This window comes from Vibrio scophthalmi (genome assembly GCF_040869025.1).
Lineage (GTDB): Bacteria > Pseudomonadota > Gammaproteobacteria > Enterobacterales > Vibrionaceae > Vibrio > Vibrio scophthalmi.
The window spans coordinates 2,006,055-2,022,141 of the sequence record NZ_CP134271.1 but is presented as its reverse complement, the minus strand read 5'-3'; the positions used below and the strand labels follow the sequence as shown (position 1 = coordinate 2,022,141).

Below are 16,087 nucleotides of genomic sequence, written 5' to 3'. Positions count from 1 at the left end.
GCTGATTTAGCAGCGTGGGTATGATAACAAAGTAATGTAATTTCGCACCAATAAATTGACCATAAACTAGGTTTATTGGATACAAAAAAAGCGCCTATAACGGCGCTTTATCGATTACTTTAAAAACATCACTATTTGATAGTGATTCGAGCAAACTTACGCTTACCCACTTGGAAGACATAAGTGCCAGCCGCTAGCGTTAGCTTAGCATCTGCCACTTTCTCGCCATCCATTTTCGCCGCGCCTTGCTTAACCATACGCATCGCATCAGAAGTTGAAGCACATAGGCCCGCTTCTTTTAGCAAGTTCGCCACCGGCGTTTCTGCGTCAAATTCAAACTCAGGCATTTCGTCTGGGATTTGGTTTTTAGCAAAACGGTTGATGAATTCTTGCTCTGCCGCATCAGCATCAGCTTCCGAATGGAAACGTGCAATGATCTCTTTCGCAAGTAGGATCTTAACATCACGAGGGTTCTTACCTTCTGCGATGTCTGCTTTGAACTGTGCAATTTCAGCCAATGGGCGGAATGACAACAACTCGTAGTAGCTCCACATCAGATCGTCAGAGATCGACATGATTTTACCAAACATTTCGCTTGGCGCTTCGCTGATACCGATGTAGTTGTGCGCAGATTTAGACATCTTCTTCTCGCCATCTAGGCCAACAAGAAGCGGCATCATCAATACTGCTTGTGGTTTTTGACCGTGTGCTTTTTGCAGCTCACGTCCCATTAGAAGGTTAAACTTCTGGTCAGTACCACCTAGCTCTACGTCGGTTTTCATTGCAACTGAGTCATAACCTTGAAGCAGCGGATACATAAACTCGTGGATAGCAATTGGCTGACCGCCAGCGTAACGCTTTTTAAAATCATCACGTTCTAGCATACGTGCAACCGTTTGGTTTGATGCTAGACGGATCATACCTTCCGCGCCTAAATCAGATAACCACTCAGAGTTAAATGAAATCGTCGTCTTCGCCGGATCTAGGATTTTAAATACCTGCTCTTTATACGTTTCCGCATTCGCCAGTACTTGTTCACGGCTTAGAGGTGGGCGTGTCGTGTTCTTACCTGAAGGATCACCGACCATTGCCGTGAAATCACCAATCAGGAAAGTTACTTCGTGTCCAAGCTCTTGGAACGCGCGCAGTTTGTTAAAGATAACTGTATGGCCCAGATGGATATCTGGCGCTGTTGGATCGGCACCCAATTTGATGCGAAGAGGGCGACCCTCTTTCAGCTTAGCAATCAGTTCTTCTTCAGGAATCAGTTCCTCGACACCGCGCTTAATCTCGGCCAGTGCTGCTTCAATACTCGCCATTCTTGTTCACTCCCACAGATTTGGCAAAAATTTGGTAATTTTACATCTTACTTGAATAGCGATGCTTTTTGAAACCAGTTAGACTAGTCAGCTAGCTTTTTTTGTCGAAAATATAATACGGACATACAATGTTGTCGCTTTTCGCTCGACTCCCAAAACTTCATCGGGCTTTAATTATCCTTTTCATCGTTTTAATTGGTGTTGCACTGGCCTTGCCAGAGCCCAAGTCTTTGCGTGATGAAAAAGGCATCTATGAAATAGGGAAGAACTACCCACTTGAAATTCAACCGGCGAACCTAGTCGTTGAGCCAATGGCGCAGCCGCTGTCTCAATTACGTTGGGAACAATACAAGGTCGCTCCCGGTGAAAGCGCTGCAATTGTTTTTCAGCGCGCGGGGCTCTCTTCGCGCTTGCTTTACCAACTCACCACTTCAAGCAAAGAGATTGAGCAGCAGTTAACCAAGCTTCGTCCGGGTGATGTCCTCAAATTTGGTTTTGATGCTGATGATGAGCTAATCCAAATCAAACGCCCACTCAACGCTTACGAAACCTACCAAATCACCAAATCCGATGGCAGCTTCAAAGGCTCGATTGATGCTAAAGAAGTCAATTACCAATATAACTATGCCGAAGCCTCTATCAGCTCTAACTTCTGGAATGCCGCGATTAGCGCAGGGCTGACAGCGAACCAAATCATGGAGCTGGCCGGCATTTTTGGCTGGGATATCGACTTTGCGCTCGACATTCGTCAAGGCGATAGCTTTAAGATCCTCTATCAAGAAAAAATCGTTGAAGGTGAAGTGGTTGATCGCGGACAGATCATCGCAGCCGTTTTTACTAACCAAGGTGATACTTTAAAAGCGATTTTGGATGACAAGACCGGCAATTACTACGATGAAGAAGGACGCGCGATGAAGAAAGCCTTCCTGCGTTCACCCCTTGATTTTCGTCGTGTCACCTCCAACTTTAATCCAACTCGCCGCCACCCAGTGACGGGGAAAGTACGCGCGCACCGAGGGACTGATTATGCGGCCCCTGTGGGTACACCGATTTGGGCTGCTGGTGATGGTATTGTCTTAAAGTCGAGCTACAACCAATTTAACGGTAACTATGTCTTCATTAAACATAGCAATATTTATGTCACCAAATACCTGCACTTAACACGTCGCATGGTCAAAAGCGGCCAGCGAGTTAAGCAAGGACAAACCATTGGTACACTGGGTGGCACAGGCCGTGTAACCGGCCCCCATCTACACTATGAATTCTTAGTTAATGGCGTACATAGAAACGCGCGCACAGTGAAACTACCGCAATCAAAATCGTTAACTGGCAAAGCCAAACAAACCTTTATGGCCAATGCGGAAATTAGATTGAACAATCTTGAGCGCTACCGAGAATTACTTGCCAGCAATTAGTGATTGGCTCAATCATCAAAAATAAATAAAAAAGCGCAGGATTATCGTCCTGCGCTTTTTTATTATTCTTACTCTAGCTCTTAACTCACTATCAAGGCTGTACTCGCTAGGCGATCGATTCTACCTTCGGCTGTGAATCTGGCTCTAATGGTGCTTTCTCAGCCACCAATAATGGTGCTTGAGTTTTATCTTCTTGCTGCACCTCTTTACGGCCTAACATCAATAGGCATGGTGTCAATACCAAGGTCAATACCGTCGCAAATGCTAAGCCTCCAGACACCGCAGTCGCAAGCTGTGACCACCATTGAGTACTTGGAGCACCAAACTCGACCTTCTGATTAATCAGGTCGATGTTCATTTCCAATACCATCGGCAACAAACCGAGAATGGTAGTGACAGTGGTCAGCAGTACCGGACGCAAACGCTGCACACCGGTACGCAAGATGGCTTCACGCTTATCCAAACCACGTCGACGCAGTTGGTTGAAGGTGTCAATCAACACGATATTGTTATTAACCACTATGCCTGCCAAGGCAATAACCCCTATTCCCGACATCACGACCCCAAACGGACGTTGGAAAATCAGTAGTCCGGCAAATACCCCCACGGTGGAGAATAAGACCGCACTCAAGATTAGGAACGCTTGATAAAAACTATTGAATTGGGTGATCAGAATCAGAGCCATCACCACTAAAGCCACTAAGAAGGCATTTTGCAAGAATGCCGATGAGTTTTGCTGCTCTTCATTTTGTCCTCGCAACTTAAAATCCACACCGTTGGGCAGAGGGATCTCACCTAACGCTTGCTCGATCTTAGGCAGCTCCAATGCAAGGTTATAACCCTCTTTGATGTCCGCTTTAATACTAATAATTCGATGACCATCAACGCGATGAATCGTATCCTGCTTGTGATCTGGGACGATGCTGGCAAAGTTAGTGATCGGCACCATTCCAAGTGCAGTTTTGACTCTCAGTTGATCAAACTTACCAATATCTCGCTTCTCTTCAGGATAACGGACAATAATATCAACCTCTTCATTGGAATCATCCGGCAAGTAATCACCAATAGTTAAGCCATTGGTAACAAACTGCACGGTATTGCCCACCAAGGTTGCATCTGCGGCAAAGCGCGAAGCATCATCACGGCGAATATCGATCTGCCAATCAATACCCTCTTTGCTCGAGTTATCACTAATGTTGGTTAAGGCGCCATAACCATCAGCCCATTCACGTACTTGTTTGGCTCCAGCATCCAGCTGTTCAAGATCGAGCGACGACATCTCAACCACCAAATCATGTTCCACTGGCGGTCCTGCATCTGGGAACTTGTATTCAATCTCGACCCCAGCATATTGATCGGTCTGCTGTTTCAGATCTTCAATGATCTCTTTGACTTTACGGCGATATTGCCAATCCACTGGGGTAATCTGGATCTGACCGATCTCATCATCTCCCCCTGTACGCGTATAAACACTCTCAAACTCATCATGCCCCAGCATCATCTGTTCGATGTCGCGCATAATATCGTCTTTCTCGTTAATCGACAGATCACCATAAGAGCGAACTTTGACGGTAAAAAACGGCGGATCGACCTCGGGGAAAAACTCGGCGCCCAAACCCGCTTTGTTGTATGCAGCCCCCACACCAAACGCCAAAGCAATCGCCAACAGCAGAATTTTAATCGGGTGGTTAATTGCAACATTGAGTGTGTGGTAATAAAGCTTAGTCAAGCCAGTTGCTTGAGAGAAGTCACCATCATGTAAAGCGACCATTCGCTGACGACTGACTGAGGTGACATTCTGCGGTTTGCCAAATAAACCGCCCAGTACCGGTACAAATAACATCGCCATTACCAGCGAAGCAAACAGCGTGGCAATCAAGGTTAACGGCAAGTACTTCATGAACTCGCCGGTCACATCAGGCCAAAATAATAACGGAGCAAAAGCGGCTAATGTGGTCGCGGTTGAAGCAGTGATAGGCCATGCCATCCGTTTAGCCGCATCGCGGTAAGCTTGCTTTCTCGGCACCCCTTCTTGCATACGCCGATCGGCAAACTCCGTTACGACGATCGCACCATCCACCAGCATGCCCACCGCCATAATAAAGGCGAACAGCACAATAATATTGATGGTAATGCCAAACACCGACAGCGCTAGCAAACCCGCCAAAAATGAGCCCGGAATCGAGATGCCGACCAACATAGCGGTGCGCATACCTAAAATCGCGATGATGACGATCACCACCAAAATAATCGCTGACAAAATATTGTTCTGCAGATCATTGAGCATCATTTTGACGTCATTTGATTGATCCCAAGTGTACTTAACCAGCAAGTTATTCGGCCACTCTGGCATTTTTTGCGCTTCAATCAGCACCGCTTTCACCAGCTCTACCGTTTCAATGATGTTTTCACCGGCACGCTTGCTGACATCCAACACCACCGCCGATTCACCATCAAGGCGAGCGTAGCTTTCTGGATCACGGAAAGCGCGGCGCACAGTGGCAACATCAGCAAAAGTGATGACTTGTTTACCATCGACTTTAATCGGCAGTTCAAGTACATCTTTAAGCGAATCAAATACTGAAGGGACTTTAACCGAGAAGCGGCCATAACCGGTATCCACGAAACCGGCTGCGACCACTCGATTGTTCAATGCAATGAGGTTGTAGATATCCGCTTGATCTAGGCCATAACTTTCCATCAGTAAGGGATCGACAATAATCTCGACGATATCTTCACGATCACCAGCAATGTTGACTTCCAACACTTGGCGATAGCTTTCCAGCTTATCTTGTAAACGTCGGGCTATTTGCACAATGGTACGCTCTGGCACCGTACCATACAGAACTAACGATAGAACTGGCTCTTCTGAGGCCAGCGTTACCTCATTAACGGTCGGCTCATCGCTGTCTTCTGGTAATTTAGGTTTGGCGAGATCAACCGCTTCACGAACATCCGCCATCGCTTTATTGAGATCCATGCCAACCGAAAATTCCAGTATGACTGAAGCATGTCCTTCCGATGCTGTTGATGTCATCTCTTTCACGCCTTCAATCGAACGCAATTGCTGCTCAATCGGGCGTACTAACAGACGTTCAGAATCGACCGGTGAAATGCCTTGGTGGCCAACCGAGACATAGATTATAGGGATGGTAATATCGGGGCTCGATTCTTTGGGAATGGTGATGTAGGTGATCACACCAGCGATCAAAATAAACACTAGAAGCACTAACATGGTTCGCGTACGCGACAAGGCCGCATCAATTAAGCTAAACATAGCGCCTCCTACTGCTTCACTTGCTGAGCACTAGCCTCAACCGCGATCACTTGATCACCATCACGCACAAAACCTTGCCCTGTGGTGATGATCTTCACTTGCTCACCCAACCCTGTCAGCCACACGCCATCTTGCTCAGCTTTGACCAACTGAATTGGCACAAATTTTACTTTGTCCTGCTCAACCAGTGTTTTGATGCCTAAGTTACCAACCTTATCTAAGGCCAACATCGCAGGAGTGACTTTAACCGCCAATTGATCTTTGAGATTCAATTCAACTTCGGTACTGACGCCTGCTGGGATAAGTTGTTGAGGGTTATCGACTTCAATTTCTATCGGAAAGGTATTGGTCGAGGTTGAAGAGATCCGCGCGATATAACGCAATTTTCCTTCGGTCTCTTGGCCATTAATAAAGCGCACATTCGCCGCTTGGTTTAGCTTTAAATCCTGAATATGCCGCTCGCTAACGTCAGCCTCAATCACGATTTTGTCTAAATCAATCAAGGATGCAACCGGATCACCCACCGCGACGAAATCGCCCTGCTCAATATAAAGATGATCCACAACCCCAGAAAAAGGGGCCGTAACCGCCGTATTACGCAGCGCTAACTTGGCATTGCTGACCATTGCTCTGGCTTCAATTTGCGCCGCTTGAGCATTGGCAAAGGCCACTTCACCTTGTAGGCCTTTCTTTTTGAGTGATTGCGCTGCTTTAAACTCTTTCACCCGCACATTGAGCATCGCTTGAGCACGCTGCAATTGAATCTCAAGATCACCTTTGTCAATTTGAGCAATGACTTGATTACGCTTAACCACCTCACCTTTTTTTACCTGCAAAGTCACAATTTTACCGGCAATCTCAGCCCCCAGCTTAGCCTGACGATCTGGCGCGGTACGACCGTACAAATCAATACTTTTGTGTACTTGTTGCGCGATGAAGGTTTGGTAAGCCACTTTAGCCAGCGGCACGCTTGTTTCTTGATCAGCCCCAGGCGGCGTTTCTTGGGCATCGGACGCCCCCATCGCAAGCCAAGTGGCGAGTAAAATCACTAAAACCAAAGAGACAATATAAGGTCTGACTGATAAAAAATGGAAAATAGACGATTTAGCCATAACTATCCTTAGTAATACATAAGCCGCCTTCCACTGTGCTTACGAGGTTTACTGATTGTTCAAATGATACTGAGGAGTAACAACATGACTGTTGCAAGATTGTTAGGATAACAAGGCTGACAGGGATAACAAGCTTAGAAATTAATCAACTTACTATGTATGACTTCGATTGGAATTTCGTCGATAACCAATGTATAGGGTTACATTAAGACTATTTAGAAGCTCACTTTAAAATAAAAAAAGCCGCCCTTAGGCAGCTTTTTCAGTTACTTAGTTGCTTACACGCTAAACGATGCACCACAGCCACAAGTTGTCGTAGCATTTGGGTTGTTTACAAAAAAGCGTGAACCTTCTAGGCCTTCGGTGTAATCCACCATACCACCGATCAGGTATTGCAGACTCATTGGGTCAACTACTAAAGTTACACCGCAGTTTTCAATCGTCGTGTCGCCTTCATTGACGCTTTCGTCAAATGTAAAGCCGTACTGAAAACCGCTACAACCGCCACCTGTGATGTACACACGCAACTTCAAATTTGGATTCTCTTCTTCTGCAATCAGAGCGTGCACACGCTTAGCTGCTGTATCAGAAAAGGTTAGGGGGATGTTGGCTTCGCTCACAACGACCTCTCTCTTATGATCTGCCATTCAAAACAACCTAATTGTTAGGTTCGCTTACAGCAGTTATCTTCTAATAATCTAGTGATTATCTAATACCTGAGTGCAGCGTTCAAGTATTCACCAATAATCGTTGAATATTTCTCTTTCGTGGTTCGTTGTTTTTCTCTTCATTTGCGTGAATTGGCCTCAAATTAGCCACAATATGTGGGAAAACATTTCGTGCACTGAGTTTGGCAGGTACAATGCCCACCTAATTGGTCCGAGCAATCAAAAGAGGATATTTCAATGACCAAATCAGCAGACTTATATCAAAAGGCGCAAAAGACCATCCCTGGTGGTGTGAACTCACCTGTGCGCGCATTTAACGGTGTGGGTGGCGCTCCAATTTTTGTTGAACGCGCTGATGGCCCTCTTATTTTTGATGCGGACGGCAAAGCCTACATCGACTACGTCGGTTCTTGGGGTCCAATGATCCTTGGCCACAACCACGCTCTGATTCGCCAAGCCGTGATTGATGCAGCGCAACGTGGTTTAAGCTTTGGTGCGCCAACTGAGCTTGAAATTAACATGGCTGAGTTAGTGACTGAGTTAGTGCCATCAATGGAACAAATCCGCATGGTGAGCTCTGGTACAGAAGCAACCATGAGTGCTATCCGTCTTGCGCGTGGTTTCACTGGTCGCGATAAAATCATGAAATTTGAAGGCTGTTACCACGGCCACGCGGACAGCCTACTGGTGAAAGCAGGTTCTGGTGCATTGACACTTGGTCAACCAAGCTCACCAGGTGTACCGGCTGATTTTGCCAAATACACACTAACGGCAACCTTTAACGACCTTGATTCAGTTCGTGAATTGTTTGCAGCGAACAAAGGCGAAATTGCTTGTATCATCGTCGAACCCGTTGCGGGCAACATGAACTGTATTCCACCGGTTGAGGGTTTCCATGAAGGCCTACGCGAAATCTGTGATCAAGAAGGCGCACTACTGATCTTTGATGAAGTAATGACGGGTTTCCGTGTTGCTCTAGGTGGCGCACAAGCACACTACAACATCAAGCCTGATCTGACCACTCTGGGTAAAGTCATCGGTGGCGGTATGCCAGTGGGTGCGTTTGGTGGTCGTAAAGATGTAATGCAATACATCGCGCCAACCGGCCCTGTATATCAAGCCGGCACTCTGTCTGGTAACCCAGTGGCAATGGCGGCAGGCTTTGCTTGTTTGAGCGTACTACGTGCGGAAGGTAACGAGGCGCGTCTTGCATCAGCAACAAAACAACTTGCTGATGGTTTCAAACGTCTAGCGGACAGCCACGGTATTCCACTAGTGGTAAACCAAGTTGGCGGCATGTTCGGTTTCTTCTTTACTGAACAAGAAAGTGTGACCTGCTTTGCTGATGTAAATAAGTGTGATGTAGAGCGCTTCAAGCGTTTCTTCCATCTGATGCTAGAGCACGGTGTTTACCTGGCACCTTCTGCTTTTGAAGCAAGCTTTACTTCGCTCGCTCACGGCAGCAAGGAAATTGAAGCGACACTAGAAGCGGCTGATCGCTGTTTCGCAATCATCGCTCAAGAAAAATAAGCCTTAATTAAGCCTTAGCTTCGTGATGATGATGTCATAGTTCTCACACGCTCAATAGCATGAAAAAGCGCGTTCGATAACCGAACGCGCTTTTTTTACTATAGTCACTCGAATAACACCGAAAACATCGCGCCATCCCGATAGCACCTCGTTCATTGCCAATTGATTACAACCAATAACACCAACACCGTACAAATAATTGCAAACCACGGTATCGAACGTTTTTTTGGCTCCGATTGACACCCCTTATCTTTACCACAACACCCCATCACACCCTCATTAGTTGCCTAGCCACTATTTTCACGTCATTATAATTGTATTGCACTTTACTTTGGGTTCGCTTGTGTCAAAAAAAATAAATATCACCTCTGATCATTGGGTGTTGATCGCTGCATTATTAGCGTCAGCCTTTGCCTGTTTTTTACTGCTTGAGCCGTATATCAACTCCATTGTGATGGCATTCATCATTTCGCTATTGATGTTTCCAATCCATGGCTGGATTGAAGGCAAGCTACCTAATCACAAAAACCTCGTTTCTTTGCTCTCTTGTATCGTATTGACCTTTATCATTGTGATTCCGCTGCTATTTGTTTTTGCCGCTATCGTGCAGCAAGGTACGGTTTTTTCACAAAATGTGTATCAATGGGTGTCGACCGGCGGTATTCAAGAGATCTTTGCTCATCCTTTAGTGGTTAAGGGATTAAAACTGGTCAATACATACTTACCATTTGATGCAATTAAGCCACAAGAAATTGCCCAAAAAGTCGCGGAGTTCGCCACCACCTTTGGTACAAACATTGTTGGTATCAGCGCTAAAATTCTTGGTGATGCGACCAACTTCTTGATGTCGTTTTTCTTGATGCTATTCGTACTGTTTTTCTTACTACGTGATCACGACAAAATTATTTCCGCAATTCGTCATATTTTGCCACTATCACGTAGCCAAGAAGATAAATTGCTCGATGAAGTCGAAAAAGTCGCTAAATCAGCGGTAATGGGGTCGTTCTTAACCGCTATTGCACAAGGTTTTGCCGGTGGGTTTGGTATGTGGATAGCAGGCTTCCCAGGCTTATTCTGGGGCACAATCATGGGGTTTGCGTCGTTTATTCCCGTGGTTGGAACCGCACTTATTTGGGTACCTGCCGTCGCCTATCTATTCCTCACTGGAGACACCACATGGGCGATCTTCCTATTAGTGTGGAGTGTCGCGATTGTGGGCTCTATTGATAACTTACTACGTCCATTGTTGATGCAAGGCAGCGCAGGCATGAACACGCTGATGATTTTCTTCTCATTATTGGGGGGCTTACATCTGTTCGGCTTGATTGGTTTGATTTATGGTCCAATCATCTTTGCTGTCACCATGGTGTTGTTTAACATCTACGAAGAAGAATTCTCTGATTTCCTTGATTCGCAAGACAATAAATAAGCCATCAATATCTGCGTTGTTATTTAAAGCGTGCTAGTTTCAAGTGAGGGAGGATTATGAGAGAATCCTCCCTCTTTTTTTTCTGTCGAGCACACCATGTCTGCTTATATTGCCCCAAGCCAAATCGCTGAGCGCCAACTTGCCTACTTCGCAGGCAAACACGTCTTGGTGGCTGGCGAAGCTGAAGATCTTTTTCCCGTTGAATTAGCAAAACATTGTGAGTCTGTCACCGTGTTCACCACTAACTACGGCTACTATCGTCAGCTGAAAGCCAACACCAGCATCACAGCGGTATTTGGTGCCGAGTTTGATCAGCAGACCAATGCCGACATGGTGCTTTTATATTGGCCAAAAGCCAAAGCAGAAGCTGAATACCTACTCGCGATGCTAATGGCGAAGCTGGGTGCAGAGACGGAAATTGCCGTGGTCGGTGAAAATCGTTCTGGCATTAAGAGCGTCGAGAAGATGTTTCAGCCTTATGGCGTGGTTAAAAAATATGACTCTGCTCGTCGCTGCTCGTTCTATTGGGGTCAGTGCACCCAACAAGCTGCGCCTTTTAACATGGAAGCTTGGTTTAAAAGCTACTCTGTCGATTACCAAGGTACAGCCTTGACTATCAAAAGTTTACCGGGAGTCTTTAGCCACGGTGAGTTTGATATCGGCAGTAAACTGCTGCTTGATACCTTACCGTCATTGCACGGTAAGGTACTTGATTTCGGCTGTGGTGCTGGCGTGATTGGCAGCGTGATGGCGATGCTAAATCCAGAGATTAAACTAGAGATGTGCGATATCAGCGCGCTTGCAGTGGAATCCTCTAAAGCGACACTGGCAGCGAATGGCTTACAAGGTCAAGTCTTTGCCTCTGATGTCTATTCCGATTGTCACGATGGTTACCAATTTATCATCAGTAACCCTCCGTTCCACTCAGGGCTTGATACCAGCTACAGTGCAACCGAAACACTACTTGCACAAGCACCACAGCAACTTTCCCTAGCAGGAACACTACTGATAGTGGCCAATAGCTTCTTAAAATACCCGCCGATTATTGAGCAGGCGTTTGGAAATTGCGAGACGCTAAATAAGACCAATAAATTCACCATCTACGCTGCAAAAAAATAACCTTCGGCCCAGAATCACTCAAATTCTGGGCTTTTTTACTGCAATTTAAATAAAACTGCGCCTTTTACCACGCTTTACATGTTACTTACTTGTCAAAGTAAAAAAACTCGTTAATTTTGTCATTTCAGCAAATTCAACGTTTTTAACACCGAGCCGATTACGCTTGGTTCTCATGGAAAGTCATCCCCTTATCATGTTTAAGTTGTATCGAAAACAAAGATTCAAACGCCTGCAAAATACACTCATGCTGGCATTTTTGGCGCTCAGTATCACGCCTCTAACTGTGATCGCCCTCTTCTTCCTCAATTCGCACAGCCAAGATCTCCAAGAGCAAAGCACTTCACATCTTCTCTCTGTGCGAGATAGTAAGCATCAACAGATTGTTGATTATCTTGATGCACGCGAATCGGAAGTGATGGGGTTTGTCCGTTCAGAGCTCGCTTACGCCAGTGGCGGCCGCTTCTATGGCTTAGTCAATGCGTTCCAAAGCCTCGGTTTGGACATCAACCAGGCTCGTGATTATGCGCAGCAACGCTATATTCAAGGCTCTGGGAATCAGATTAAAACGTCAATTTTGCCGCAATCGGACATTTATAACGGTACAGAGCGCTATCGCTTACTACATACTCGTTATCATCGCGCCTATTTAGAACTGTTAAAACGTTCTGATTTTGACGACATTTTGTTGGTCGATATTAACGGCAACGTTACCTATTCCATCTATAAAAACGATAACTTCGGTACCAACCTAATCTCTGGTAAATACAAAGACGATAACTTAGGTTTGGCCTTTCAAAAACTGAAGAAAAATGTCACGTCGGTACGTAAGACCAATGAAGACTACACGCCAGTGTTCTTCTCTGACTTCGAAACTCATCATGGAAAATCTTACGCTTGGATCGGTGCGCCAATCATCCAACAAGGCTACCTACATAGCTACGCGATGTTCCGTCTACCAAATAACAGCCTGACCAAATTGATGGCTGACAATAACAACATTTGGTCGATAAAAACCTTACTGGTTGGTGAAGACCACAAGCCACGCACCCTTGCTTATAGCCAAGAAGAGGTTGATAACAGCCTGACTATTATCGATCGTGCCTTTAATAATCCAGCGTCAGTAGGCACCTTTACCAATGCTCTCGGTGAAGAGATTATTGCCGCCTACAGCCATATCCAAACCAAAGGTATTGACTGGGCACTTGTGGTGGAAGTCGCTGAAAAAGAAGCCTTTGCACGTGTACAACAACTTGAACGACTGTTTGTTTTTGCCATGCTGTTTGCCATTATCGTGGTGGTCATCGCTTCGCACTACCTCTCCAACTTCATCACGCTACCATTATTGAAATTAACATGGTCAGCAGAAAAAGCATCAGCCGGTGATCTCAATGCGGAAATCAACACTCAACGTAAAGATGAGATTGGCCGACTCGCCATTGCATTTGATCGCATGCAGCGTTCGATTCGTGACAAAATCCAGCTTATTCGCGAACAAAATGAAGAGCTGGAAGATAACCTCACGATAATCCAGAAGAAAAATGATGAATTGCAGCTGGCCAACAAACTTAAAGATGAGTTTCTTGCCACCACTTCACACGAATTACGCACCCCACTGCATGGCATGATTGGCATTGCAGAAGCGCTTATTTCGGGTGCAAGTGGGCCGATTACTGCCGATCATAAATATCAACTCGATATTATCATCAGCAGCGGACAACGCTTAACCACCTTGGTTGACGATCTACTCGACTATCACAAAATGCGTTATGGCAATCTTGACATCGAAACCTGTGGTGTCGACTTATCGAGTGCCACTCGCCTTGTGCTAGAGCTCTCGTCACACCTACTGGGTAACAAACAGATCCGCATTATTAACCAAGTGGCGGCTGAGCCAGTTTGGGTTGCGGCGGATCCACAACGTCTTGAACAGGTGCTTTATAATCTCGTTGGTAACGCGATCAAATACACCCGCGAAGGTAAAATTGTTATTTCTGCTACGGTAGTAGACGATAAAATCCGCGTGCAAGTGGTTGATACAGGCCAAGGCATTCCTGCCGACCAAATCGAGCATATTTTCGAACCATTAATCCAAGCCAGCGATGATGCCAGCCGCTACCGTCAGGGTGCAGGCCTTGGTCTGTCTATTAGCCGCCAGTTAGTTGAATTGATGGATGGCTCACTCTATGTCAGCAGCCAACCAATGGTCGGCACAACATTTAGCTTTACCTTACCGATTGCCACCGAAGCGCAAATCGCGCAAGCGAGCCATAATGATAGCATCCACTTTAAAGTGCCTGAGAGCTATGAACTAGAAGAAACAAGCATCAGTAGCCTACCTGAGAACCCTGATGGTCAATTGCTGCTTGTTGTGGATGATGAACCGGTAAACTTAAGAGTATTGGACAGTTTCTTAAGAATCGCGGGCTATCGTGTACGCACGGCGAAAGATGGGTTTGAAGCCTTACAACAAATTGAACAAGAAAGACCGGAACTGGTGCTACTGGATGTGATGATGCCGGGCTTAAGTGGCTATCAAGTCTGTGAAACCATTCGTGAAAATTACAGCCAGTCAGAATTGCCTGTCATTATGCTAACCGCCTTAAACCAGCCTGATGACCGTATTCGTGGCTTCAATTCCGGCGCCAATGACTACTTATCAAAACCATTCAATAAACAAGAGCTGGCGGCCCGTATTTTAGTGCACCTCTCAGCAAGCCAAGCTGAATTGCGTAAAGCGGAAAACCACCGTTTACAGCAGGAATTAAAACAACGCGCCGCCGTGGAAGCGAGCTTGCTCGAAACACAAGGTCGATTGTTAGAACAACTTGAATCTGCTCCAGAAGCGATAATCTGTATCCGGGACGATGGTCGAATTCGCTTTGCTAACGAAGCGGCAGCACGACTGTTTAAACGCAGCACCGAACAGCTAAAACGTTCAAATGCAGACGAAATTTTAGGCCCTAAGTTCCTTGATGTTGAGCAAGAGCACTATTGCGGTAAGGTTGATATCTACGTTGAGGATACCCGCCAACATCTCGATGCCGACATTCTGCGTCTGCCACTGGAATCAGGCCTTAAGTCAATGTACATCTTTGATAATGGCGGCGGCGCCAATGCGGTGCGTATTCACAACCTAGAGACCGCCATAGAGGCACTTTCAAGCTATGCGTTTGACGGTGACAAGGGCAAGTTACAAGAGCTCAAAGAATTAGGCGGTGAATTTACTCGCCTTGCTGACCGTGTCACAGGTGAACATAAGTCGAAACAGGAAGTGATGCGCGAAGTATTGGTGGATGCAATGACAACCGCAATCAATTACTGGGAAAACAGTTCAGGCCAAACCAAGTTTGCCTTTGCCGAGCAAAGTGGTTTATGGCGCGTCTATCTAGACCGCAGCACTCTGCAAACGCGTACCTTGGATAAATACCTACGTATCGAAACGCTACCGAAAACACCACGTTGGCGTACCGTACTGAGCTCACTGGAATATATTCTTGATAACAGCCACGAGATGAATGCCGAACGAGCACTGATTGAAGAGCTGCGAGATAAGCTTCAACACCTACTGACCAGTTAGTGAGTTCAATCACTATCCAGCCCGTCAAATCGATGGGCTTTTTTTTATCTTGAGATAATCGTTCTCATTAGCGTTTTTACACAGCGAAAAACAACTTGGTTTCACGTCGACAATTGTTTGAAACTGAGCCCAAAAATAACGGTCAAAAACGCTAAAATCCGCCTAAAAGTAAATAAAGCAACGTAATTGCGAACCCAATCACAACAATTCGTCAGTTTAAAATTAGCGTAGTGAATTAACACTAAAACCGCCTAGTGATGGAGATCGCACCGAACCAGAACCACCAACGCAACCATTTAAAATAAAGAAACAAGAAGATAGTGAACACTAACTTAACACCATCACCCCAAGGCAAACTGCGACACACTTCAAAGCTTATTTTTTAACCGCATTGAGCAAAAAATACAATTAATTGACGTTATTGACGTTACTGAGTGGTGTTTTGACGTTTTTAACGGGAATGGCAATTGATAAACATGCGAATTCAGTGTTTTCTAGATGTGCCTAGGGCCTACAGGCCACTCATATTTCCCAACAACCTCTGACGTTGAGAAATAGTTTCTGAGGTAGGTCTTGGCGAGTGTTCATCAATTGATAACATTCATCCATTAGTGAAATGAAAGCAAATAGTAAGGAACAGC

At 45.7% G+C, this 16,087-nt stretch carries 9 protein-coding genes; 5 read left to right on the top strand and 4 right to left on the bottom strand.

Going from position 1 to position 16,087, the window contains the following annotated elements; genetic code table 11:
- Positions 1-131: 131 nt before the first annotated feature.
- Positions 132-1,319, bottom strand: a complete 1,188-nt coding sequence (gene tyrS, locus RJD38_RS09240) for a tyrosine--tRNA ligase (protein WP_005593319.1) — start codon at positions 1,317-1,319, stop codon at positions 132-134.
- Between the two features lie 128 nt (positions 1,320-1,447).
- Here tyrS and RJD38_RS09235 point away from each other — a divergent pair, with 128 nt between their 5' ends.
- Positions 1,448-2,734: a peptidoglycan DD-metalloendopeptidase family protein gene (locus RJD38_RS09235; protein ID WP_065545689.1), complete on the top strand. Its 1,287-nt coding sequence runs from the start codon at positions 1,448-1,450 to the stop codon at positions 2,732-2,734.
- Between the two features lie 106 nt (positions 2,735-2,840).
- Here RJD38_RS09235 and RJD38_RS09230 read toward each other — a convergent pair whose 3' ends face one another.
- The 3 genes from RJD38_RS09230 to erpA form a co-directional block, all read right to left on the bottom strand.
- The gene (locus RJD38_RS09230; protein WP_367971234.1) at positions 2,841-6,011 is read right to left on the bottom strand and encodes an efflux RND transporter permease subunit; all 3,171 of its coding nucleotides are present in this window, start codon (positions 6,009-6,011) and stop codon (positions 2,841-2,843) included.
- Between the two features lie 8 nt (positions 6,012-6,019).
- Complete coding sequence (locus RJD38_RS09225; RefSeq protein ID WP_065545690.1) at positions 6,020-7,123, bottom strand: efflux RND transporter periplasmic adaptor subunit; 1,104 nt, start codon at positions 7,121-7,123, stop codon at positions 6,020-6,022.
- A gap of 278 nt (positions 7,124-7,401) precedes the next feature.
- Complete coding sequence (erpA, locus tag RJD38_RS09220) at positions 7,402-7,743, bottom strand: iron-sulfur cluster insertion protein ErpA (RefSeq protein ID WP_005593244.1); 342 nt, start codon at positions 7,741-7,743, stop codon at positions 7,402-7,404.
- 285 nt (positions 7,744-8,028) lie between these two features.
- On the opposite strand from erpA, the gene hemL reads away from it, so the two are divergent.
- From hemL to RJD38_RS09195, 4 genes are all read left to right on the top strand, one after another.
- Complete coding sequence (gene hemL, locus RJD38_RS09215) at positions 8,029-9,321, top strand: glutamate-1-semialdehyde 2,1-aminomutase (protein WP_005593243.1); 1,293 nt, start codon at positions 8,029-8,031, stop codon at positions 9,319-9,321.
- A gap of 343 nt (positions 9,322-9,664) precedes the next feature.
- The gene (locus RJD38_RS09205; protein ID WP_005593240.1) at positions 9,665-10,750 is read left to right on the top strand and encodes an AI-2E family transporter; all 1,086 of its coding nucleotides are present in this window, start codon (positions 9,665-9,667) and stop codon (positions 10,748-10,750) included.
- 96 nt (positions 10,751-10,846) lie between these two features.
- Positions 10,847-11,869: a 16S rRNA (guanine(1207)-N(2))-methyltransferase RsmC gene (rsmC, locus tag RJD38_RS09200; RefSeq protein ID WP_009733666.1), complete on the top strand. Its 1,023-nt coding sequence runs from the start codon at positions 10,847-10,849 to the stop codon at positions 11,867-11,869.
- Positions 11,870-12,062: 193 nt separating this feature from the next.
- Positions 12,063-15,446: a response regulator gene (locus tag RJD38_RS09195; RefSeq protein WP_065545692.1), complete on the top strand. Its 3,384-nt coding sequence runs from the start codon at positions 12,063-12,065 to the stop codon at positions 15,444-15,446.
- Positions 15,447-16,087: the final 641 nt, after the last annotated feature.

Bases quoted from the DNA above. Each gene is read 5' to 3' on its own strand.
- tyrS (WP_005593319.1), bottom strand. From the start codon at position 1,319: ATGGCGAGTATTGAAGCAGCACTGGCCGAGATTAAGCGCGGTGTCGAG.
- RJD38_RS09235 (WP_065545689.1), top strand. From the start codon at position 1,448: ATGTTGTCGCTTTTCGCTCGACTCCCAAAACTTCATCGGGCTTTAATT.
- RJD38_RS09230 (WP_367971234.1), bottom strand. From the start codon at position 6,011: ATGTTTAGCTTAATTGATGCGGCCTTGTCGCGTACGCGAACCATGTTA.
- RJD38_RS09225 (WP_065545690.1), bottom strand. From the start codon at position 7,123: ATGGCTAAATCGTCTATTTTCCATTTTTTATCAGTCAGACCTTATATT.
- hemL (WP_005593243.1), top strand. From the start codon at position 8,029: ATGACCAAATCAGCAGACTTATATCAAAAGGCGCAAAAGACCATCCCT.
- rsmC (WP_009733666.1), top strand. From the start codon at position 10,847: ATGTCTGCTTATATTGCCCCAAGCCAAATCGCTGAGCGCCAACTTGCC.
- RJD38_RS09195 (WP_065545692.1), top strand. From the start codon at position 12,063: ATGTTTAAGTTGTATCGAAAACAAAGATTCAAACGCCTGCAAAATACA.